Consider the following 19498-nt stretch of genomic DNA (forward strand, 5'->3'; position numbering starts at 1 on the left):
TGTGCCGCGCTCGGCCAGTGTCCGCCTCAGGGTGCCGGCTCCGGGGCCTGCGGAGCCCTGCCGTGGCCTCTGGAATTCCGTGGCATAGTTTCCTCCTGATCCAGGCCGGCGACTGCGGGAGAACACTTCATGCCGTCAGGAGCACGCGAGGGCGTCGAGGGGAATCCCACGGCGGGAGAGCCGGAACTGCGGACGTTGTTACGCTTCTGGCGTGAGCGGGCCCTGCTCACCCAAGGGCAGCTGGCAGAGCGGTCGGGCCTCAACGTCCGGACGATCCGCCGGTTGGAGACCGGCTCGCTGGTCCGCCCGCGCAGCGCGTCGATACGGCTGCTGGCAGAGGCGCTCGGCCTGGACGCCGCGGAGCTGTCGGTCCTGGCGCACGCCACGGGCGCGCGGCCGCAAAGTCCTCATCCGGCGCGGATGACGCCGCGGCAGCTGCCCGCCGATGTCGGGACGTTCGTCGGCCGGACGCGGGAGCTCGCCATGCTCGGCGAGATGGGAGACGCGGCCACGGTGGTGATCACCGCCATCGACGGCATGGCGGGCGTCGGCAAGACGGCGCTGGCCGTCCATGCCGCCCATCAGCTCGCCTCCCGCTTCCCCGACGGGAGCCTGTTCGTCGACCTGCACGGCTACACCCAGGGCATGACCGCGGCGGATCCCGCCGACATGCTCGGGCGCGTGCTCGGCACGCTGGGCGTTCCCGGAGAGTCGATCCCCCAGCATGCCGACGACCGCGCGGCGCTGTATCGCAGCCTGCTGGCCGGTCGCAGGATGGTGATCGTGCTGGACAACGCCACCGACGAGGCCCAGGTGCGACCGCTGCTGCCCGGGGCGGGACGCTGTCTGGTGCTGGTCACGAGCCGGCGGCGGCTGGTCGGCCTGGACGGCGCCCTCACGGTGTCGGTGGACGTCCTGCCGCTCGCGGACGCGGTCGCGCTGTTCACCGCGACCGCGGGAGAAGAGCGGGTCGCGGGCGAGCCGCAGGGGGTGCTGGAGGAGCTGGTACGGCGGTGCGGGATGCTGCCGCTGGCGATCCGCGTGGCCGCGGCGCGGCTGAAAGCCCATCCGTCCTGGACCGCAGGGCACCTGCTCGAGCGCTTCGAGCAGCATCGGCGCCGGCTGGGCGAGCTGCAGGCGGGCGAGCGCGGCGTCATCGCCGCCCTGGACCTGTCGTACCGCGAACTCAGCCCGGACGAGCAGCGCGCGTACCGCCTCCTGGCGCTGCATCCGGGAGGGGACATCGCGCCCGAGGCGGCGGCCGCGCTGCTGGACACCACCGTCGCGCGGGCCTCGGAGCTGCTGGACCGGCTGCTGGACGTTCATCTGCAGCAGGAGCCGGTTCCTGGCCGGTACCGGTTCCACGACCTGATCCGGGCCCATGCCGCCCAGATCACCGCCGAGGAGTCCGAGGCCGACCGGCACGCCGCGCGGACCCGGCTGCTGGACCACTACAGCCACGCCGCCTCGGCGGCGATGGATCGCCTCTACCCCTACGAAGCGGACCTGCGGCCGCGCCTTTCACGCGGCACGACGTCCGCGGCAGTGGTGCCGGACGCCGCCGGGTGGCTGGACGCGGAGTTGTCCAACCTGCTGTCCCTTGCGCAGTTCGCCGCCGAGCACGGCTTCCCCCGGCACGCCCGGCAGTTGTCCGCTACCTTGCCTCGGCACCTGCATACCCGCGGCCGCTACGCCGAAGCCGAGAATCTGCACGTGCGGGCTCTGACCGCCGCCCGCGCCGCCGGTGACCGCGCGGGCGAGATGGAGGCGCTCATCGGGCTCGGCGAGATCCGCAACGTGCAGGACCAGCACGAATCAGCCCTTGAGAACAGCTCCAGCGCCCTGGACCTCGCCCGCGCCATCGGTGAGCCCTCCGGCGAGCTCCGGGCACTGAACAATCTCGGTCTCGTCCATCTCGGACGGGCCGCGTACGGCCTGGCCACCGGCTACTTCACGCGGGCGTTGAGCATCGCCCGCGAGATCGGCCACCGTACCGGTGAGCTGGACGCGTTGATCGCTTCCAGCCATGTCCACCGGGTGAGGGGAGAGCACCAGCAGGGCATCGACCGCCTGACACGGGCGCTGAGCATCGCCCGCACGATCGGTCACCACACCACCGAAGCGCGAGGCTTGATCGGCCTCGGATACCTCCATCTCGCGCGGGACGAGCCGGGGCCGGCCGCCGGTTACTTCACGCAGGCACAGAGCCTGGCTCGGCGCGTGGACTACACGGTCGGGGAGCTCGGCAGCCTCACCGCCCTCGGCGAACTGCACCGGCGGCAGGGCCGGCACGCGCAGGCCCGGGACTGCTACCAGCGAGTCGTCGACCTCGCGCGCGAGATCGGCAACCGCAACTGGGAGTTCGAGGCCATCCACGGAATGGGGCGCCTGCACCATGAGCACGGCCGGCACGACCAGGCTCTGGACGACCACCGCCGTGCACTCGACCTGGCCTCTGACCTCGACCATCTGGGTGACCAGGCCCGCGCCCGCGACGGTCTCGCGCACGCCCACGCCGCCCTCGGCCGGCACGACCAGGCCTACGGCCACTGGACCGAGGCCCTGATCCTCCTCACCGAACTCGGCATCGACCGAACCGAGGAGCGAGGTGTCGACGTCGAGCACATCCGGGGCCACCTCGCCCGCCTCGTGCAGGCGACCCGTCAGCCGACGGCGTTGGCCGACTCTCCGTCATGAGCCGGAAGGCACCCACCCCTCGCCTGGCCGCGTCGCGTTCGGGATCCGAGCGTGCGCAGGCGCTCACTGGTCGCGATCGTCTTGTTCCTCCGGCCCGCCGGCGGCGCCCGTCGCGCGCCGATCGGCCTCCGCTTCCGCCCCGTCGGCCACCTCGGCGGCATGGGCGCGGACCAGGTCGTGGAAACGGTAGCGGCCGGGAGCGGGCTCCTGCAGCAGGTGAACCCCGTGCAGCCGATCCAGCAGCACCGAGGCGTCCCTGACGCTGGTCGCCAGCAGAGCGGCGGCGGCATCGCGGGTGATGTCCATCCCGGCGTGCAGCCCCAGCAGCCGGTACGCGCGTCGCTCCACGACGGTGAGCGCCCGGTACGACAGGTCGAACGCGGCGCTGACGCTGCGCTGACCGGCATGCAGTTCGCCCAGCCGGCGCCCGGGGCGCGCCAGCCGCTCCAGCAGATGGCGCACGCCCCAGGCCGGATGGGCCCTCAGCCGGGCCGCGGCGAGCCGGATCGCCAGTGGCAGCAGCCCGCACCGCCGCACCACCTCGGCCAGCACCTCCGCCGGTGTGCCCGCGACCCGCTCCTTCCCGGCGGTTTCGGTGAACAGCGCGATCGCGTCCGCCGGCGGCAGGACGTCCACCGGCACCGTCCACGCGTCGTCCAGGCTGACCAGCCGCCGCCGGCTCGTGATCAGGACGAGACAGTTTCCCGCCCCGGGCAGCAGCGGCCGTACCTGGGCCTCGTTCGCGGCGTTGTCCAGCACGATCAGCATCCTCCGGCCGGCCAGCACGCTGCGGTACAAGGCGGCCCGGTCATCGACGTGCCGCGGAAGCGTCTCCCCGGGCACGCCCAGCACGCCGAGCAGGTGGCCGAGCGTGTCCGCGGGGTCCGCCGGAGCCGTCCCGCGAGTGAAACCGTGCAGATCGACGAACAGGTCGCCGTCGGGGAAACGGGAGGCCAGCAGGTGCCCGGCGCGTACGGCCAGCGCGGTCTTGCCGGCCCCCGCCATGCCGTCGATGACGGTGATCGCCACCGTGTCCGCGTCACCGATGCGGTCCAGCACGGCCAGCTCCCCCTCCCGGCCGACGAACGCCACCACATCGGTGGGCAGCTGCCGCGGCGTCGCTCGCGCCGGAAGAGGGCCGCCCGGTGCCTCGCCGGTGGACCGCATGATGATCGACAGCTCCGTGGCGTCCTGGCCCAGCGCCTCGGCGAGCTTCCGTAACGACGTGCTGCGCGGCCGGCGCAGCTCGCCCGCCTCCAACCGGCGGACGGTGCGGACGTTGAGCCCCGCTCGCGCCGCCAGCTGGTCCTGCGTCAGCAGCGCCTGCTCCCGCCAGGTGCGGATCAACGTGCCGAACGCGGGCTCCGGGGTCGCCGGGGTGTCGTTCCGCTCTGCCGCCGGCCTCGTTGCGAACGTGGTGGCGTCGTCATCCTCCTGGCCATGCAGCGGCGAGCGCTCCCGCGGCTCGTGCTGCCGGGTGAGTATGTCCTGGTGGAGCTCGCGCAGCTCGGCGTTGGGCTCGATGCCGAGCTCCTCCTTGAGGAGGCGGGAAACGGTGCGGTACGCGTCGAGGGCGTCGGCCTGCCGCCCGGTCCGGTGGAGCGCGGTCATGAGCTGGGCCCAGAACCGCTGCCGCAAAGGGTGCTCGGCGGTCAGGCGCCGCAGCTCCGGCACGAGCGCGGCGCTCCGCCCCAGCTGGGCGTCGATGTCCACGCGACGCTCGATGGCTCGCAGGCGTAGCTCGATGAGAGGGGGGACGTCGGTCCGGTGGAGTACGTCCGATTCGACGTCGGCGCATACAGGCCCGCGCCACAAGGCGAGAGCCTCGTGGAGGAGACGCCCCTCCAGCACCGGGTTCGCCGCGCCGGCGGCCGACCGGATCAGGTGCCGGAATTCCAGCAGATCCAGTTGGTCCGGCTCCAGGCGGGCGACGTAGCCACCCCCGTCGGTGCGGATCGAGTCGGTCAGGTCCAAGGACTGCCGGAGGCGCACGACCTTGGTCTGCAGGACCCGGCGCGGATCGCGCGGCAGGTCCCGACCCCACAGCCGCTCGGCGAGCCGGTCGGACGGGACGACCTGGTTGGGCCGGAGCAGGAGCGCCGCGAGCAAGGTCCGCATCTTGCCGCCGGGGACCGCCACCCTCGTCCCGTGACGGACCATCGACAGAGGGCCGAGCACCGAGAACCGTACAGGGATCACAGCACCTTGCTTTCTACGCTGCTCGTCACTACGGGGTGAGGGCCGCCGTGCTCTCCCGGCTGGTCCGGAGAAGGGCGTCCGGCATCTGAGCCGCCTCGCCATCCGGCCGGGCGTGAGCGACGGAGCAGGCCATCAGGTCGCGTCCTTGCGTGGCGCCACGGCTTTCCGCGCGGCCAGCATGGTTTCGCCGGCCCGTTCGAAGGCGGATTGGGCCGTGGCGATGAAGAGCAGGTCGATCACCGCGAGCTGACCGTGTCTCGTGCACAGGGCCTCCGTACGCAGCCCCGACTGGCGGACGGCGGTGATCAGGGCGAGCTCCGCCCGCTTCGCCAGCGGGGAGTCGGCGTCGTTGGTGATGGCGATCGTGGTCGCGCCGTTCGCGGACGCCTCGCCGATCAGATCGACCGTCTCCTGCGTACGGCCGGTGTGGGAGATCCCGATGACGACGTCCAGCGGGCCGAGCAGTGCCGCCGCGCTGAGCGCGAGATGCGTGTCGACGGTGACCCATGCCGGGCTGCCGATCGAGTGCAGCCGCTGCTGGAGCTCCGAGGCCACGGTGCCGCTGCCGCCGATGCCGAACACCCACACCCGAGGAGCTCCCGCCACCGCCAGCGCGGCCTGCTCGACGACGTCGAGGTCGAGGCCGCCCAGCGTGTCGCTCACCGCCTGCCTGACGGCGCCGGAGACGACCTCGGCGATGCGCGGGAGGCTGTCGCCCTCCCGCACATCGGCGCCCATCCTCGAGCTCCACGGCTCGGCCTTGATCCGGCCGCTGTCGGAGGCCAGCGCGATCCGCATCTCGGCGTATCCGCCCAGTCCGAGCACCCGGCACAAGCGGGTGATGCTGCCGGTGGACACCCCGCACCGAGCGGCAAGATCGACAATGGTCATGCGCGCCACCGCATCGGGGTCGTCGAGCACTCGCGCGGCGACGGTCCGCTGGGCAGCGGGCATCGAGGGGGCCAGTTCATGCAGCCTGGCAATGATGCCCTCCACTTGCCGACCCACTTCCCCGTCATTCGCCACCAGGTTCACGCAGCCAAAAATTATCCACCGTTCCGCATGAATCGCAGTAATGATGCAGGTTTGAGGCTGGATTGCAATAGGAGCGTCACGAAATGCTCTTGACGTGAAGCGAGGTGCTCGTTTTCCGCCGCCTGCATGGAGAACATTTCGCCGCGCCCATGTCGAACGCCCACGTCTTGTGATCCGGCGGGGTAACGCGGTAGAAACAGCCGACCCCATTTTTCGGACCTCGACAGAAGCGCGGCGTACCGAGAGAGCGCTCTCTCACGGTGTGGCCGTAGCGAAAGGAACCACCGTATGACGACCCAGCCTCCCGGTCGCCGCCCGCGCCTCGGCCGGGCGGTCACGCTCGGTCTCGTGCTGGCGACCGCCGTCTTATCGGCGGGACCGGCCGCCGGCGCCGCCACACCGCCCTCCGGCGGCGCGGGCGCTCCGGATCTCGGTCCGAACGTCACCGTCTTCCATCCCGGCATGCCGGTCGGCCAGATCCAGGCGACCCTCGACGCGGCGCACGCCGCCCGGGTCGACGACGAGATGGGCACCGCGCGGCACGCCTACCTGTTCAAGCCCGGCACGTACGGCACCGCCGAGCAGCCGCTGCAGATCAAGGTCGGCTACTACACCGAGATCGCCGGCCTGGGCGCCTCACCCACCGACGTCGTCATCAACGGCAAGGTCGAGGTCTACAACCGCTGCCTGGCGGACGGCGGCACCGGCAACTGCCTCGCGCTGGTCAACTTCTGGCGCACCCTGTCCAACCTGTCGATCAACGTCAACGCGGCCGGGCAGGACGGCTGCCGGGCGTCGGCGAACTTCTGGGCCGTCTCGCAGGCGGTTTCCATGCGCCGGCTCGACATCAGCGGCGGCAACCTGTCGCTGATGGACTACTGCACCGCCGGCCCCCAGTACGCCAGCGGCGGCTTCATCGCCGACTCCAGGCTGCCGTCCGTCACGAACGGGTCGCAGCAGCAGTGGCTGACCCGCAACAGCGAGGTCGCCGGCTGGTCGAACGGCGTGTGGAACCAGGTCTTCGCGGGCGTCGTCGGCGCACCGGACGAGGCCGCGTTCCCGAACCCGCCGTACACCACGCTCGACACCACCCCCGTCAGCCGGGAGAAGCCCTACCTGTACGCCGACGCGCGGGGCGGGCTCAACGTCCGCGTGCCCGCCGCCCAGAAGGGCACCCGGGGCATCACGTGGGCCGGCGGCATGACGCCGGGCCGTACGCTGCCGATCGGCGACTTCTTCGTCGCCAGGCCGTCGGACCCGGTGCAGGTCATCAACAGCCAGCTCGCGCGCGGCAAGCACCTGCTGCTCACGCCCGGCGTGTACGACATCGCGCGGAGCATCGAGATCAGGCGCCCGAACACGGTCGTCCTCGGCCTCGGGCACGCCACGCTGACCGCCGTGCACGGCTCGACCCCGCTCGACGTCGCGGACGTGCCGGGCGTCGTCATCGCCGGCGTGACCATCGACGCGGGCCTCAGGAAGTCGCCGGTGCTGCTGCGGGTGGGCAAGAAGCACGGGGAGCGCCGGAGCTCGGCGGACAATCCGACGACCCTGTCCGACGTCTACTTCCGGGTCGGCGGCCCGCACGTCGGCAAGACCGACGTCGCGCTGGAGGTCAACAGCGACCACGTGCTCATCGACCACGCGTGGGTGTGGCGCGCCGACCACGGCGTCGAGGGCTTCACCGACACCCAGCGCTGGAACACCAACACCGGCCGCAACGGCGCCGTCATCAACGGCGACCACGTGACCGCGACCGGCCTGTTCGTCGAGCACTTCCAGCAGTACAACACGGTCTGGAACGGCGACGACGGCACCACGATCCTCTACCAGAACGAGCTGCCCTACGACCCGCCGGCGCAGGCCGACTGGATGAACGGAGACGTGGAGGGCTGGGCCGGGTACAAGGTCGGCGACCGGGTGAAGACGCACCGCCTCTACGGGGGTGGGGTGTACGTGTTCAACCAGAACAATCCGGAGATCCATACGGAGAACGGGTTCGAGGTGCCGCAGACCCCGGGCGTCCGCCTGCACCACATCATGACGGTCAACCTGAGCGCGGGGATCATCGACCACGTCGTCAACGGCGTGGGGGATGCGGCCGACATGACCAAGGTCGGCGCGCCGGTGTACGTCACGGACCATCCGGCCCCGTAGCAGGCACCAAGGGGAGTCGCTCCGCCGGGCGGACGCCGTCGAGCTCGTCCGCCGGCTGGGCCCGCCGCTCCTCGGCCGGGGCTGATCAGCTCTCCGGTCGGCCGGGGCTGATCAGCTCTCCGGGAGGGAGTCGCGCAGGGACTCGGCGGTCAGGGAGTCGCGGGCGGCCAGCAGCTCGCGCGGGGTGCCTTCGAACATGATCTCGCCGCCCGACCGGCCGCCGCGGGGGCCGAGGTCGATGATCCAGTCGGCGTTCTTCACCACGTCGAGGTTGTGCTCGATGACGATCACCGAGTTCCCGTGGTCCACCAGCGTGTTGACGATGTTCAGGAGGCTGTTGATGTCGGACATGTGCAGCCCGGTGGTGGGCTCGTCCAGGACGTAGACGGTGCCCGTCTTGCCGAGCTCCGTGGCCAGCTTGATGCGCTGGCACTCGCCGCCGGACAGCGTGTTCAGCGGCTGCCCGAGCTGGAGGTAGCCGAGCCCGACGTCCACCACCGACCGCAGCTTCTTGCCGATCTTCGGTTCGGTGAAGAAGTCGGCCGCCTCGGCGGCGCTCATGGTCAGCACGTCGCTGATGTTGCGGCCGCGCAGGGTGTGCTCCAGCACCTTCTCGGTGAACCGCTTGCCCGAGCACACCTCGCACACGGTGATCATCGGGTCCATGAAGGCCAGGTCGGTGTAGATGATGCCCTCGCCCTGGCAGTTGGGGCAGGCCCCGGCCGAGTTGAAGCTGAACAGCGAGGCGCTGACGCCGTTCTCCTTGGCGAACTGGCGGCGGATCTCGTCCATGATGCCGGTGTAGGTGGCCGGGTTGGAGCGCCGGTTGGTGGTGACCGCGGACTGGTCGACGATCACCGCGGACGGGTGCTGGGCGCGGAAGACCTGGTGGATGAGGGTGCTCTTGCCGGACCCGGCGACCCCGGTCACCACCGTGAGGACCTCGGTCGGGATCTTGACGGTGATGTTCTTGAGGTTGTGCAGCGAGGCGTCGGTCACCTGGAGGTGGCCGGTCGGCCGGCGGAACTCCGGTTTGATCCCCAGTTTCCGCCGCATGCAGTCGCCGGTCAGCGTGTCGGCGGAGTAGAGCCCCTTGACGTCGCCCTCGTACACGATCTCGCCGCCGTGCTTGCCCGCGCGCGGGCCGAGGTCGACGACGTGGTCGGCGACCTCGATGACGTCGCGGTCGTGCTCGACCACCAGCACCGTGTTGCCCTTGTCGCGCAGGTGCCGCATCAGCTTGGTGAGCCGGCGCACGTCTTGGGGGTGCAGGCCGATGGTGGGCTCGTCGAAGATGTAGGCGACCTCGACGAGAGAGCTGTTGAGGTGGCGGATCATCTTGATGCGCTGCGACTCGCCGCCGGACAGGGTGGAGGTCTCGCGGTTGAGGGTGAGGTAGTCGAGCCCGAGGTCGACGAGGTGGCCGAGCCGTTCGAGCAGGTTCTGCACGACGGTGCTCACGTGCGGGGAGGTGATCTCCCTGACGGCCTCGATCAGGTCGTCCGCCTCCAGGGCGGCGAACTCGGCGATGTTGCGGCCGTTGATCCTGCAGGCCAGCACCTCCTTGTTCAGCCGCTGGCCCTCGCAGGTGCGGCAGACCGAGATCGAGACCACGCGTTCGAGCGCCCTGCGGTTCTTGGCGCTCATCTCGTCGGGGTTCTTGCGCAGGTAGAGCCGGTCGAACTTCTCCAGCAGACCTTCGTACTTGGAGTTGATCTGGCCGCCCTGCCAGTCGAGGGCGATGGAGCTGTCGGCGCCGTGGAGCAGCGCGTCCCACTCCTCGCGGCTGTAGTCGCCGAGCTTCTTGTCGTTGTCGAACAGGCCGGCGTTGGCGTACAGCTTCCAGAACCAGCCGCCCACGGCGAAGGCCGGGTGGTCGATGGCTCCCTCGTTGAGCGAGCGCGACTTGTCCAGGAGCTTGTCCAGGTCGAGCTGCATGCGCCGGCCCAGGCCCTCGCAGTCGAGGCACATGCCGGCCGGGTCGTTGAAGGAGAAGGCGTTGGAGTAGCCGACGTGCGGCTCGCCCGCGCGGGAGAAGAGGAGTCTGAGCAGCGCGTACAGGTCGGTGATGGTGCCGACGGTGGAGCGGGAGTTCCCGCCGATGCGCTTCTGGTTGATGATGATGGCCGTCGACAGGCCCTCGATGACGTCCGCGTCCGGCTGACCGTATCGGGGCAGCCGGTTGCGGACGAAGGCGGTGAACGTCTCGTTCAGCTGCCGCTGCGATTCGGCCGCGATGGTGTCGAACACCAGTGACGATTTCCCGGATCCGGACACGCCGGTGAAAACCGTTATCTGATGTTTCGGCACCTCGACCGAGACGTTCTTCAGGTTATTTTCGCGCGCTCCGGCGATCGTGATGAATTTCGGCTGCATACCATCCACGCTAGAAGACATTGCGGTCAATTCATGGCCGCAACCAGGCGGGAAGCTCGGTCAGACGGGCGGTTTGCGATCCCTTCCGCCCCCAGCGCAACTTCTCGAAAGGTACGGCCAGCCGCGCCTCGGGAAAGTCCGTACGCAACACCGAAATCATGACTCTCGACTCCAACTGCGCCAACTGCTCCCCGATGCAGTAGTGGGCGCCGTCGCCGAAGGTCAGCCGCTTGTCCCGCAGCTCGGTGTTGATGCCCTCGATGTCCACGAGCACGGGCGTGCCCTTGGGCAACCGTACCCCGTCGATCATCACCTCCTCCGCGGCGAAGCGCCACAGCGTGTACGGGACGGGCGGGTGCTCCCTGAGCATCGTCTCCACGAACTCCGCCGGGTCGGCGTCGGGGGCGAGGTGCCCGGCGAGCGTCTCGGCCAGCAGGAACCCGAGGAACGACCCGGTCGTGTCGTGCCCGGCGAAGATCAGCCCCATGATCATGTAGATCAGGTGGTCGGCCGACACCTCGCCGAACTCCGCCCGGGCGCGCTCGTAGAGCACCCTGGTCATGCTGTCGGCGGTGCCCTCCATCGCCCCCCGCACGGCCTCGGCCAGCAGCTCCGCCAGCGAGGACGTGTCGTCCTCGGCCTCGTCCGCGGTGCCCAGCGCCATGGCCTTCATCGCGCTGACGGCCTTCCTGGCCGTGACGGGGTCGGTGACCGAGACGCCGAGCAGGTTGCAGATGACCAGCAGCGGGAAGCTGTAGGCGAAGCCGTTGATCAGCTCGGCGGGCTCGCCCTTGGCCCCGGACTCCTCGGCCAGCTCGGTGAACAGGTTGCGGGCGATGGTGGCGATGCGGCCCTCCGCGGCGGACAGCCGGCGCGGGTTGAACGCGGGCGCGTGGATCCGGCGCAGCCGCCGGTGGTCGTCGCCGTCGACCGCGATGATCGTGTACGGGCGCAGCTCCGGGACCGGGCAGTCCAGGCCGTCGTCCACCCCGTGCCAGGACTCGGGCGCCAGGGCGGGATCCTTGACCATCCTCGGGTCCGCCAGCACCGCCTTGGCCAGCGAGTAGTCGGTGATCACCCAGGCCGGGCCGCCCGCCGGCGCCTGGGCCCGCACCAGCCGGCCGCCCGCGCGCAGCTCGTCGTGGACCCGCGGCTTGTCCCGCATCGACTGCATCGGGCATTCGAAGGGGTTCACCTCGACTGCGAGCCTGCTGTTCATGACAGCACCGAGAATCCGGCGCCGTGCGGGTCGAGCAGGTCCGCCCGGCGGCCCAGCGGGGTGTCGGCCGGCGGGTTCTCCACGCTGCCGCCCAGCTCGACGGCCCGGCGTACCGTCTGCTCGACCTCGCTCACCCCGAACGTGACCGCCCAGTGCGGGCGCACCGCGCCCGTGACGCCCAGCTCGCGGGTGCCGCCCACGGTCCGGCCGTCGACCTGCCAGTCCCCGGAGGCGGCCGTCAGGCCGAGCGTGTCGCGGTAGAAGGCGGCGGACCTGGTCGGGTCGGTGGTGACCAGCTCGACCCGGCGTACGGAGCCCGGCCCGCCCATCTCCTCGGCCCCGTCCATCTTCAGCGGCTGCCACACGGCGAAGGCCGCCTGCGCGGGGTCGGCGTAGACCGCCATCCGGCCCAGGCCCATGACCTCCATCGGGGTCATGATGATCTCGCCGCCGGCCAGCGTCACCCGCTCGGTGAGGGCGTCGGCGTCGTCGGTGGTGAAGTAGACCGTCCAGATGGCCGGCATGCCGTGCTGGCCGTCCGGTCCGTAGGGCCGGTGGTACGGCGTGTCGATCTGGTGGTAGGCCACCGCGGCGACCAGCTTGCCGTCGTGGTGGAAGGTCGTGTAGCCGCCGGCCTCCGGTTCGCTGACCTCGGTCGCCGTCCAGCCGAACAGCCGCGTGTAGAAGGTCACGGAGGCGGCCACGTCCGGCGAGCCGAGGTCGAACCAGGACGGCGAGCCGGGGGCGTATCTGCTCACAATGATTCCCTTTCGCTGATGGCCGCGGCGCTGGCGTCCCACAGCCGCGCGGCCAGGTCGGGTTCGGCCGTCGGCCCCTCGATCGGGGCCGGCCGCCGGTCGAAGTAGTAGGCGCCGCGCTCGATCCGGTCCTCCGGCGCGGTGGCCAGCCAGAGCAGCGTGTCGGCGCCGCGCTCGGGGCTGCGCAGGAACGGGTTGTAGCGGAAGTACCAGGAGGCGATGGTGCCCCGGCCCACCAGCGTGCGGACCTGGCCGGGATGGAAGCTGACCGGCAGCACGTCCGGCCACCTCCTGGCGGCCTCCGCGGCGAACAGGATGTTGGCCTGCTTGGAGGTGCCGTAGGCGCGGCCCGAGCTGAACGGGGCCCGCTCGGCGTTGAGGTCGCCGGGGTCGAGCCTGCCCTCGGTGTACGCGCCCGACGACGTCAGGATCAGCCGCCCGCCGGCCAGCCGGTCGCGCAGCGAGCACGCCAGCAGGAAGCCCGCCAGGTGGTTGGTCTGGATGGTGGTCTCGAAGCCGTCGGGCGTCGTGATCCTCGACCGGAACATGCCGCCCGCGTTGCTCGCCAGCACGTCGATGTGCTCGAAGCGCTCGCGCAGCCGGGCGCCGAGCTCGCGGACGTCGTCCAGGCGGGCGAAGTCGGCGCGGATGCCGTACGGCGGGGCGGCGGAGATCTCGGTCAGCTCGCTCACCACCGACCCCAGCCGCTCAGGATCGCGTCCGACCGCGACCACGGTCGCACCGCGCCGGCCGAACTCCAGCGCGGCCGCCCGCCCGATCCCCGAGGTGGCGCCGGTGACGACCACCGTGTGACCGGTGAGCCCGGGCTCCGTGCGAACGGCCGGTTCAGGCCCGGTCACGTCCGTTCCATCTCGTTGACGAAGCCCAGGAACTCCTTCGGGGTGGTGATCTCGGCGAGCTCGTCCTCCGGCAGCTTGACCCCGCAGGCGCGCTCGACCCGGTGCATGGTCTCGAAGACGGCCAGCGAGTCGAAGCCGAGGTCCTCGAACGTCGTGGTCTCGAAGTCGTCCGTCAGCTCGATGTCGTCGTCGTCACCCGCGACCTGACGCATGATCTGCTTCAGGTCCTCGAGGCTGAACTGAGCCATTTTCCTGCCTCTTCTTCGTCGGCGATGCCCGGACCTCTTGGTCCGCCCGCGCTCAGCTTCGCCGCCGGCCGTGCAATCACGCTCGAACGGCAATGGACCATCACAAGTCAGGCGCCCCTCTAGCCGGAATGGCGATCGTGGCCGCATGAATGCGCACTATGAAGAGGCGCAGCAGTTCTACGCGCGCCAGATGCAGCTGCTGGACTCCGGGGCCACCGACGAGTGGGCCGGCACGTTCGCCGCCGACGGCGTCTTCGAGGTCGGCGACATGGTGGTCCGCGGGGCGGACAACATCGCCGAGGCCGCACGCAAGACGGCGAAGGAGTTCGCCGACGCCGACGTCACCCGCAGGCACTGGATCGGCATGCTGACCGTGGACCCGCATCCCGAGGGGCTGAGGGCACGCAGCTACGCGCTGGTGCTGGAGATCACCGCCGGGGGCGACGTGGTGCCGCGGCGCAGCACCGTCTGCACCGACCTGCTGGTCGGCTCGGCGGACGGCTGGCGCGTCAAGCACCGGCGGGTCACCCGGGACGGGATCGACCCGGCATGAGCCTGAACCTGGGTTACTCGATCCGGTCGCGGCCGGACGGCCGGCTGACGGAGCGCATCGTCCGGTCCATGCTGGCCGACGGCTGGCCCGCGGAGTTCTGGGCCTGGTTCACCGAGCGGTCCGCGCAGACCACCCACCACGTGGAACGCGCCTCGCTCGACGAGCTGCCGGGCTGGAGCCGCGACCCGGGTACGGGCGACTACGGCCACCACAGCGGCAAGTTCTTCCGCGTCACGGGCATCGACGTGACCATTCCCGGCGCGCCCGTGCCGCGCTGGAGCCAGCCGATCATCGTGCAGCCCGAGATCGGCATCCTCGGCATCCTGGTCAAGGAGTTCGACGGGGTGCTGCACTGCCTGATGCAGGCCAAGTTCGAGCCCGGCAACGCCAACGGGCTGCAGCTGTCGCCCACGGTCCAGGCCACGCGGAGCAACTTCCAGCGGGTGCACCGGGGCAAGGCCGTCCCCTACCTGGACTACTTCCGCGACTGCGCCCGCCACCGGGTGCTGGCCGACGTGCTGCAGTCGGAGCAGGGGGCGTGGTTCTACCAGAAGTGCAACCGCAACATGATCGTGGAGGTCGACGAGGACGTGCCGGTGGGCGAGAACTTCCGCTGGCTCACCTTCGGCCAGCTGCACCAGCTGCTCGGCGTGGCGAACCTGATCAACATGGACGCCCGCACGGTGCTGTCGTGCCTGCCGTTCACCGGCCTCGACCGGCACCCGCTGAGCGACGCCCCCGAGGACGACTTCCACCTCGCGCTGACGCGCTCGTGCAGCGGCGCGGAGGGCAGCCTGCACGCGATGCCGGAGATCCTGAGCTGGATCACCGGCATCCGGGCGCAGTCGGAGGTGCGCGCCAAGGTCGTGCCGCTGGCCGGGATGCCGCACTGGCACCGGACCGGGGGCCGGATCTCGCACGAGAGCGGGCTGTTCTTCGACGTGATCGGCGTCGACGTGACCACCGGGTCCCGCGAGGTGAGCGGCTGGAGCCAGCCGATGATCGAGCCGTGCGGCAACGGGATCGTGGCCTTCGTCGTCCGCCGCATCGACGGGGTGCTGCACGCGCTGGTGCACGCCAGGGTCGAGCCCGGCTACGTCAACGTGGTGGAGCTCGCGCCCACCGTGCAGTGCACCCCGGAGAACCTGCGCGTGCTGCCGCCGCAGGCCCGGCCGCGGTATCTGGACGTGGTGCTGAACGCCCCCGCCGAGCGGGTGCGCTACTCGGTGGCGCTGTCGGAGGAGGGCGGGCGCTTCCTCAACGCGATCAACACGTACGTGATCGTCGAGGCGGACGTGGACGACGACGCCGACTACCGCTGGATGCCCCTGCACCAGCTGGCCGACCTGCTGAAGCACAGCAACTACCTGAACGTCCAGGCCCGCAGCCTGGTGGCCTGCCTGCAGAGCCTGTCCGCGCCGTCCGTCGCCGCCAAGGTCAGAAGGTGAGTCCTGATGCGCGTCCTGTTCACCACGTTCGCCGCACCCTCCCACTTCTACGCCCAGGTCACCGTGGCCTCGGCCCTGAGCACGGCCGGCCACGAGGTGATCGTGGCCAGCCAGCCCGACCTGATCGACACGATCACGGCCGCCGGCCTGACCGCCGTGGCCGTCGGCCCGCAGCTCGACCTGGAGCCCGAGACCCAGCAGGCCACCTCCAGCTTCGCCGGCGACCGCAACCTGGGCGGGCTGGCGATGAGCAACTCCAGGCACGATCCCTTCCCGTGGGAGCGCGGGCTGGGCATGTTCAGCGCGATGACCGCCTTCGTCTTCCAGAACGTCTGCTCCGAGCAGATGGTCGACGACCTCGTCCGGCTGGCCCGCGACTGGCGGCCCGACCTGGTCGTCTGGGATCCCCTGACGCTGGCGGGACCGGTCGCGGCCAAGGCGGTCGGCGCGGCGCACGCGCGGCTGCTGTTCGGCCCCGACCAGATGGCCCGCAACCGGCTGGCCTTCCGCGCGCTGCTCGACGAGCGACCCCCCGAGCTGCGGGACGACCCGCTGGCCGAGTGGCTGGTCTGGTCGCTGGCCCGCCAGGGCGTACGCCTCGACGAGTGGGACGAGGAGCTCGTGTGCGGCCAGTGGACGATCGACCCGACCCCGGCCTCCATGCGGGCGCCGCTCGGCCTGCACTACGTGAACGTGCGGTACGTGCCCTACAACGGGCGCTCCGCCCTGCCCGGCTGGCTGCGCGAGGAGCCCCCGTACCCCAGGAGGGTCTGCCTGACCCTGGGGGTCTCGCTCGGCGAGGTCGAGGACGGCGGGACCGTGGCCGCGGGCGACCTGATGGCCGCGGTGGACGGGCTGGACGTGGAGGTCGTCGCCGCGCTCCCCGCGGAGCTGCGGGAGCGGCTGGGCACGATGCCGCGGAACGTGCGCGCGGTCGACTTCGTCCCGCTCAACGCGCTCCTGCCGTCGTGCGCCGGGATCATCCACCACGGCGGCTCGGGCACCTTCATGACCGCGCTGGCGCACGGCGTGCCGCAGCTCGTCGTGCCCGACCTGATGTGGGACTCCAAGGAGAAGTCGCTGGCGCTGACCGCCAGCGGGGCCGGCCTGGTCATCCAGGACCAGGAGAAGCTCTCCCCCGACCATCTGCGCGAGCGGATCACCACGCTGCTCGACGATCCCGCCTACGCGGCCGGAGCCGCGCGGATGCGGGCGGAGATGGTGGGCACGCCGAGCCCGAACGACATCGTGCCGGTACTGGAACGGCTGACCGCGTTGCGACGAGGATGAGGAGACATCGATGGACCGGACCGTGATCGTCACCGGTGGTGGGTCGGGCATCGGCCGCGCCACCGCGCACGCCTTCGCCGGGCAGGGCTGCGGCGTCCTGATCGTCGGCCGCGACGCCGGCGCGCTCAAGGAGACCGCCGCCCCGTACGACACCGTTCACCCGCTGGAGGCCGACCTGACCGCGGACGGCGCCCCCGAGAGCGTCGCCGCGGCGGCCATGGAGCGCTTCGGCCGGGTCGACGTGCTGGTCAACAACGCCGGGATCGGGATCTTCGGCGGGCTCGGCAGCCTCGGCCGGGCGCAGGTCGAGGCGCAGGTCGCCACGAACCTCGTCGCGCCGATCCTGCTGACCCAGGCGCTGCTCGGCCCGCTGACCGCCGCCCAGGGGGTGGTGGTCAACATCGGCTCGGCCGGCGCCCTCGGGCTGCGCTCCTGGCCGGACAACGCGGTGTACGGCGCCACCAAGGCCGGGCTCGACCTGCTGACCAGGTCGTGGGCCGTGGAGCTCGGCCCCCGCGGGATCCGCGTGGTCGGGGTGGCGCCCGGAGTGATCGACACCGCCGCCGGGGTACGGGCGGGGATGCCCGAGGCCGCCTACGCCGCCTTCCTGGACGGCATGCGCTCGCGGGTGCCCACCGGCCGGATCGGCACGCCGGAGGAGGTCGCCTGGTGGATCACCCAGCTCGCCTCCCCCGAGGCCGCGTACGCCAGTGGCGCCGTCCTCGCCGTGGACGGCGCCCTGTCCGTCACATGACCGTCCGTCACATGATCGACAGCCACATGACCGCCGGCGAGCCCCACGCCGGCGGTCACGTGGTCGTCAGCGCGTGATCGTCAGCGTGGGCCCGCGCCGACGCGGCTCTCGGCGTAGTCCTTGGCCGCGTTCAGCGTCAGCATGCTGTTGCCGCTCAGCGCCTTGCGCGCCAGGTCGCGGGCCTGCGCCACGGTTCCCTGCGCGCCGAGCACGTCGGTGACCCGGTCGGCGGCGATGCCCACCGTGTGCGCCGAGGTCACCACGGTCCTGTCGCCGTCCGGCCGCACCGTCCACCGGCCGGTGTGCAGCGACAGCAGGGGCGGGGTGCGCAGCTGCTTGTAGACGATGAGGTGATCGGGGAAGCACACCCGCACCGAGGTCGTGGTGTGCGTCGACCCGTCGCGCGAACGCGTCTCCATCTCCATGAGCTGCAGGTTGGGCGTCTCCTCGGTCACCGTGATCGCGGCCACGTGGGTCAGCCGCTCGTGCCACAGATCGGCGCGGTGGAGGAACTCGTAGACGCCGGCCGCCGATCCCCGCACGGTCACGGAGTCCTCGAAGGTCATGAGCCGGTCACCGGGGCTCTCCACGGCGCGGCGCAGGGCGGCCAGCTCGGCCTCGCTGTTGCGGTTGACCGCGTTGGTGATCCACCTCACCGACGCGCTGTCGTCGTCGGCGGCGCGGAAGTCGTGCGTCAGCCGTACCCGCGTGCTCCCGCGGCTGCCGGGCTCGACGATCCATTCCCCGCCCATCGCCGCCACGGGGTGCGACGACTTCTCCTGGCGGAAGCGGATGCGCAGCCTTTCGCGGTCGAACTCCCGCCGGGACGTCCAGCCCTTCGGCTTGCCGTTGGCGGTCGCCCAGATGCGGATGCGTTCCTCGTGGTCGTCGTGCGAGAGCAGCTCGACGTGCACGGTGGGCGGGAAGACGGCCGGCCACGTGCCCGCGTCGGCGAGCACCGCGTACACCGCCGCCGGCTCGGCCGAGACGGTGATCTGATGTTCGGTCTCGTGGATGGCTGACGTCGCCATGGATCTCTCCGGTCTCTCAGTAGTTCCCTAGTCCGCCGCAGACGTTGATCGCCTGCGCGGTGATCGACGCGGCCGTGTCCGAGACCAGGTAGCGCACCATCCCGGCGACCTCCTCGGGCGTGGAGTAGCGGCCGAGCGGGATCTTGTTCTCGAACCGGGCGAGCACCTCCTCCTCCGTGGTCCCCCAGAAGGCCGCGTACCGCTGGCGCACCCCCTGCGCCATCGGCGTCTCGACGTAGCCGGGGCAGACGGCGTTGACCGTGATGTTCGTCTTGGCCAGCTCCAGCCCCAGCGCCTTGGTCAGGCCGACGACCCCGTGCTTGGACGCCGAGTACGGCGCGGCCAGCACGACCCCCTGCTTGCCCCCCGTCGAGGCGATGTTGACGATGCGCCCCCGACCGTGCTCCAGCATGCCGCCGGTGGTGAGTGCCGCCCTGGTCACCCGGAAGGCGCCGTTGAGGTTGGTCTCGATGACGTCGAGCCACAGCTCGTCGGCGATCTCGGCGGTGGCTCCGCCGCCGCCGCGGCCGGCGTTGTTGACCAGGATGTCGATCGGGCCGTAGCGGTCGCGCGCGGCGCGGACCAGCTCCTCGATCGCGGCGGGGTCGCGCACGTCGCAGGCGGTCCCGTCGACGTCCATCCCGGACTCGCGCAGTTGCTTGACGGTCAGCGCGACCGCGTCGGCGTCCCGCGCGCAGAGGAACACCCGGGCGCCGTCACCTCCGAGGGCGCGGACGATGGCCAGACCGATGCCGCTGGTACCGCCGGTGACCAGCGCGTGGGGGCCTTGGTCGGACATGAGTTCTCCCTTCGGTCGGCGCCAGAGTCGCACCGCCCGCTCGAATGGCGGTGGACGACCTGAGTTCGAGCGCG

At 71.1% G+C, this 19498-nt stretch carries 15 protein-coding genes; 6 read left to right on the forward strand and 9 right to left on the reverse strand.

Going from position 1 to position 19498, the window contains the following annotated elements:
- The first annotated feature begins 129 nt into the window (after positions 1–129).
- Positions 130–2697: a tetratricopeptide repeat protein gene (locus ACBJ59_RS31205; RefSeq protein ID WP_375113779.1), complete on the forward strand. Its 2568-nt coding sequence runs from the start codon at positions 130–132 to the stop codon at positions 2695–2697.
- 63 nt (positions 2698–2760) lie between these two features.
- Here the strand turns inward: ACBJ59_RS31205 and ACBJ59_RS31210 are convergent, their stop codons facing one another.
- The gene (locus tag ACBJ59_RS31210; RefSeq protein ID WP_375113780.1) at positions 2761–4896 is read right to left on the reverse strand and encodes a BTAD domain-containing putative transcriptional regulator; all 2136 of its coding nucleotides are present in this window, start codon (positions 4894–4896) and stop codon (positions 2761–2763) included.
- Between the two features lie 132 nt (positions 4897–5028).
- Positions 5029–5892 (reverse strand): MurR/RpiR family transcriptional regulator, encoded by an 864-nt coding sequence (locus tag ACBJ59_RS31215; RefSeq protein WP_375113781.1) that lies wholly within the window; start codon positions 5890–5892, stop codon positions 5029–5031.
- A gap of 327 nt (positions 5893–6219) precedes the next feature.
- Between ACBJ59_RS31215 and ACBJ59_RS31220 the strand changes: the two genes are divergently transcribed.
- Positions 6220–8088 carry an adenylyl cyclase gene (locus tag ACBJ59_RS31220; RefSeq protein WP_375113782.1) on the forward strand — a complete coding sequence of 623 codons (1869 nt, stop codon included), beginning with the start codon at positions 6220–6222 and terminating at the stop codon, positions 8086–8088.
- Positions 8089–8199: 111 nt separating this feature from the next.
- Here ACBJ59_RS31220 and ACBJ59_RS31225 read toward each other — a convergent pair whose 3' ends face one another.
- From ACBJ59_RS31225 to ACBJ59_RS31245, 5 genes are read right to left on the reverse strand one after another with little or no spacing between them, the layout of a single operon-like run.
- On the reverse strand, positions 8200–10464 hold the full coding sequence (locus ACBJ59_RS31225) for an ATP-binding cassette domain-containing protein (protein ID WP_375113783.1): 2265 nt from the start codon (positions 10462–10464) through the stop codon (positions 8200–8202).
- A 31-nt stretch (positions 10465–10495) separates the two neighbouring features.
- Positions 10496–11683 carry a cytochrome P450 gene (locus ACBJ59_RS31230; RefSeq protein WP_375113784.1) on the reverse strand — a complete coding sequence of 396 codons (1188 nt, stop codon included), beginning with the start codon at positions 11681–11683 and terminating at the stop codon, positions 10496–10498.
- Complete coding sequence (locus ACBJ59_RS31235) at positions 11680–12441, reverse strand: VOC family protein (protein ID WP_375113785.1); 762 nt, start codon at positions 12439–12441, stop codon at positions 11680–11682. The genes ACBJ59_RS31230 and ACBJ59_RS31235 overlap by 4 nt, the downstream gene beginning before the upstream one ends.
- Entirely contained in the window at positions 12438–13301 is an 864-nt protein-coding gene (locus ACBJ59_RS31240) for an SDR family NAD(P)-dependent oxidoreductase (RefSeq protein WP_375113786.1), read from the reverse strand. Before ACBJ59_RS31240 ends, ACBJ59_RS31235 begins: the two co-directional genes overlap by 4 nt.
- Positions 13298–13549 (reverse strand): acyl carrier protein, encoded by a 252-nt coding sequence (locus tag ACBJ59_RS31245; protein WP_364129813.1) that lies wholly within the window; start codon positions 13547–13549, stop codon positions 13298–13300. Before ACBJ59_RS31245 ends, ACBJ59_RS31240 begins: the two co-directional genes overlap by 4 nt.
- 145 nt (positions 13550–13694) lie before the next feature.
- Here ACBJ59_RS31245 and ACBJ59_RS31250 point away from each other — a divergent pair, with 145 nt between their 5' ends.
- The 4 genes from ACBJ59_RS31250 to ACBJ59_RS31265 are packed head-to-tail and all read left to right on the forward strand — an operon-like array spanning position 13695 to position 17594.
- Complete coding sequence (locus ACBJ59_RS31250; RefSeq protein ID WP_375113787.1) at positions 13695–14102, forward strand: nuclear transport factor 2 family protein; 408 nt, start codon at positions 13695–13697, stop codon at positions 14100–14102.
- Positions 14099–15550: an NDP-hexose 2,3-dehydratase family protein gene (locus ACBJ59_RS31255; protein ID WP_375113788.1), complete on the forward strand. Its 1452-nt coding sequence runs from the start codon at positions 14099–14101 to the stop codon at positions 15548–15550. Before ACBJ59_RS31250 ends, ACBJ59_RS31255 begins: the two co-directional genes overlap by 4 nt.
- Positions 15551–15556: 6 nt before the next feature.
- Positions 15557–16840 (forward strand): activator-dependent family glycosyltransferase, encoded by a 1284-nt coding sequence (locus ACBJ59_RS31260; RefSeq protein WP_375113789.1) that lies wholly within the window; start codon positions 15557–15559, stop codon positions 16838–16840.
- Between the two features lie 10 nt (positions 16841–16850).
- Positions 16851–17594, forward strand: a complete 744-nt coding sequence (locus ACBJ59_RS31265) for an SDR family NAD(P)-dependent oxidoreductase (protein WP_375113790.1) — start codon at positions 16851–16853, stop codon at positions 17592–17594.
- A gap of 80 nt (positions 17595–17674) precedes the next feature.
- On the opposite strand, the gene ACBJ59_RS31270 is transcribed toward ACBJ59_RS31265, so the two are convergent.
- Together ACBJ59_RS31270 and ACBJ59_RS31275 are read right to left on the reverse strand one after the other, a co-directional pair.
- A complete protein-coding gene (locus ACBJ59_RS31270) occupies positions 17675–18625 on the reverse strand; it encodes an aromatase/cyclase (protein WP_375113791.1) in 951 nt (316 codons plus the stop codon).
- 16 nt (positions 18626–18641) lie between these two features.
- Complete coding sequence (locus ACBJ59_RS31275; protein WP_375113792.1) at positions 18642–19424, reverse strand: SDR family NAD(P)-dependent oxidoreductase; 783 nt, start codon at positions 19422–19424, stop codon at positions 18642–18644.
- Positions 19425–19498: the final 74 nt, after the last annotated feature.

The sequence above is a fragment of the Nonomuraea sp. MTCD27 genome (assembly GCF_041950495.1).
GTDB lineage: Bacteria > Actinomycetota > Actinomycetes > Streptosporangiales > Streptosporangiaceae > Nonomuraea.

Bases quoted from the DNA above. Each gene is read 5' to 3' on its own strand.
- ACBJ59_RS31260 (WP_375113789.1), top strand. From the start codon at position 15,557: ATGCGCGTCCTGTTCACCACGTTCGCCGCACCCTCCCACTTCTACGCC.
- ACBJ59_RS31230 (WP_375113784.1), bottom strand. From the start codon at position 11,683: ATGAACAGCAGGCTCGCAGTCGAGGTGAACCCCTTCGAATGCCCGATG.
- ACBJ59_RS31245 (WP_364129813.1), bottom strand. From the start codon at position 13,549: ATGGCTCAGTTCAGCCTCGAGGACCTGAAGCAGATCATGCGTCAGGTC.
- ACBJ59_RS31255 (WP_375113788.1), top strand. From the start codon at position 14,099: ATGAGCCTGAACCTGGGTTACTCGATCCGGTCGCGGCCGGACGGCCGG.
- ACBJ59_RS31205 (WP_375113779.1), top strand. From the start codon at position 130: ATGCCGTCAGGAGCACGCGAGGGCGTCGAGGGGAATCCCACGGCGGGA.
- ACBJ59_RS31270 (WP_375113791.1), bottom strand. From the start codon at position 18,625: ATGGCGACGTCAGCCATCCACGAGACCGAACATCAGATCACCGTCTCG.
- ACBJ59_RS31225 (WP_375113783.1), bottom strand. From the start codon at position 10,464: ATGCAGCCGAAATTCATCACGATCGCCGGAGCGCGCGAAAATAACCTG.
- ACBJ59_RS31265 (WP_375113790.1), top strand. From the start codon at position 16,851: ATGGACCGGACCGTGATCGTCACCGGTGGTGGGTCGGGCATCGGCCGC.
- ACBJ59_RS31220 (WP_375113782.1), top strand. From the start codon at position 6,220: ATGACGACCCAGCCTCCCGGTCGCCGCCCGCGCCTCGGCCGGGCGGTC.
- ACBJ59_RS31275 (WP_375113792.1), bottom strand. From the start codon at position 19,424: ATGTCCGACCAAGGCCCCCACGCGCTGGTCACCGGCGGTACCAGCGGC.
- ACBJ59_RS31250 (WP_375113787.1), top strand. From the start codon at position 13,695: ATGAATGCGCACTATGAAGAGGCGCAGCAGTTCTACGCGCGCCAGATG.